This is a genomic window from uncultured Mycobacterium sp. (genome assembly GCF_964249325.1).
Classification (GTDB): Bacteria; Actinomycetota; Actinomycetes; order Mycobacteriales; family Mycobacteriaceae; genus Mycobacterium.
The window spans coordinates 1-2124 of record NZ_CAXUCH010000410.1; the positions used below are offsets into that span (position 1 = coordinate 1).

General features: G+C 68.7%; 1 protein-coding gene. It reads left to right on the forward strand.

Going from position 1 to position 2124, the window contains the following annotated elements:
• The coding region (locus tag ACFE99_RS25245) for a condensation domain-containing protein (RefSeq protein WP_375489637.1) at positions 1–2124 on the forward strand (2124 nt) is incomplete at both ends.

Genomic DNA, 2124 nt, shown 5'->3' on the forward strand with positions numbered 1-2124 from the left:
GGGTTGTTGTGTCGGCCGCGGGATGTTTTCGTTGAGCAGACGGTGGCTCGGCTGGCCGCGGTGGCGGTGGTGGCCGACGGGCAGGCCGGTGTGGTCGATGAGGGTCTCGGAGTGGTGCTCGCGACCCCGATCATGCGCTGGCTGCACAGCCTCGACGGGCTGGTGGAGCAGTTCAACCAGACGATGGTGGTACAGGCCCCTTCCGGGGTGGCCGAAGCCGATGTGGTGGTGGTGTTGCAGGCGTTGCTGGATCGGCACGCGATGTTGCGGGCCCGGCTTGCCGATGACGGGGCGGGGGGCTGGGTGCTGGTCGTGCCCGAGGCGGGTGCGGTGCAGGCGCGCGATTGTCTGCACACGGTGGAGGTGCTCTCTGATGCGGCGCTGATCGGGGCGCGTTCGCGGCTGGATCCGGGTGCTGGGGTGATGCTGTCGGCGTTGTGGGTGGCCTCCACGAGTCAGTTGGTGTTGATCGTTCACCATCTGGCCGATGATGGGGTGTCGTGGCGGATCGTGGTGGAGGACCTGAATTTGGCCTGGGCCCAGCACCGGGGCGGGCAGCCGGTCGCCCTGCCGGCACCGGGCACGTCGTTTGCCCGGTGGGCGGCGCTGCTGGTCGAGCATGCCCGCCACCCGCAGGTGGTGGAGCAGGCGACGGTGTGGCGGCAGGTGGCCGGTATCCCGGCGGTGTTGCCGGCGGTGCAGCCGGGGCTGGACACGTTCGCCAGCGCTGGGCAGTTGTCGATGCAGCTGGACGCCCAGCTCACCCGGATGTTGCTCGGTGAGGTGCCGGCGGCGTTTCACGCCGGCGTGCATGACATTTTGGTGATCGGGTTCGCCGTGGCGGTGGCGGAATTTGTCGGCCAGCCCGGTACCCCGATCGGCATTGATGTGGAGGGCCACGGCCGCCACGAGGAGTTGGGCGCTGATATCGATCTGTCGCGCACGGTGGGCTGGTTCACCACCAAATACCCGGTGGCGGTCAGGGTCGATGCGCTGGAGTGGGGGCAGGTGATCGCCGGCGCGGGCGCGCTGGGGGCGGTGATCAAAGACGCCAAGGAGCAGCTGCGCGCCCTGCCCGACGGGCTGGGCTATGGTGTGCTGCGCTATTTGAACCCCGAGGTGGAGCTGGATGGTTCGGATCCGGTGATCGGGTTCAACTATCTGGGCCGGCTGGGCGGCGCGGCCGGCGAGGCCTCCGCTCAGCTGTGGCGGCTATGCCCGGAGGGCTTTGCGCTGACCGGCGCGGCCAGGGTGTTGCCGATCTCGTTGGCGCACACCGTGGAGCTCAACGCCGGCACCGTCGAATCCGATGCCGGCCCGCAGTTGCACGCCACCTGGACCTGGGCCCAATCGGCGCTGGATCAGGACCAAGTCAGCCGGTTGGGCCGGTTGTGGTTTGAGGCCCTGGCCGGGATCTGTGCGCACGTGCAAGCCGGTGGGGGCGGGTTGAGCCCCTCGGATATCGTCCCGGCCCGGCTGACCCAGCAGCAGCTTGATGAGCTGGACCGGCACTACGACATCGCGGATGTGTTGCCGTTGACCCCGCTGCAGCAGGGCCTGCTGTTTCACGCCAACATCGCGCACGGTGGCGGCGACGATGTGTATGCGGTGCAGCTGGATTTCACCATCACCGGCCCGCTTGACCCGCACCGGCTGCGGGCGGCGGTGCACATGGTGGTCAGCCGCCACCCCCAGCTGGTGGCCCGGTTCTGCGACCAATTCGACGAGCCGGTGCAAATCATCCCGGCTGATCCGGTGGCGCCGTGGCGCTATGTCGAGCTGCAGGCCCACGGCGTCGAAGACGTCGAGCAGCAGGTTCAGCGGGTGTGTGCCGCCGAACGCGCCGCGGTCTATGAGCTGGCCAGCCGGCCGGCCTTTCGGGCGGTGTTGATCCGCACCGGCGCAGACCGGCACCGCTTTGTGCTGACCAATCACCACATCGTGCTCGACGGCTGGTCGATGCCGGTGCTGCTGGCAGAAATCTTCGCCGGCTACTACGGGCAGCGGCTGCCCGCGGCCCCGCAGTATCGCAGCTTTGTCAGCTGGCTGGCCGATCGAGACCGTGACACCGCTCGCGCAGCGTGGCGCGAGGTGCTGACCGGTTTTGACACCCCCACCCTGGTC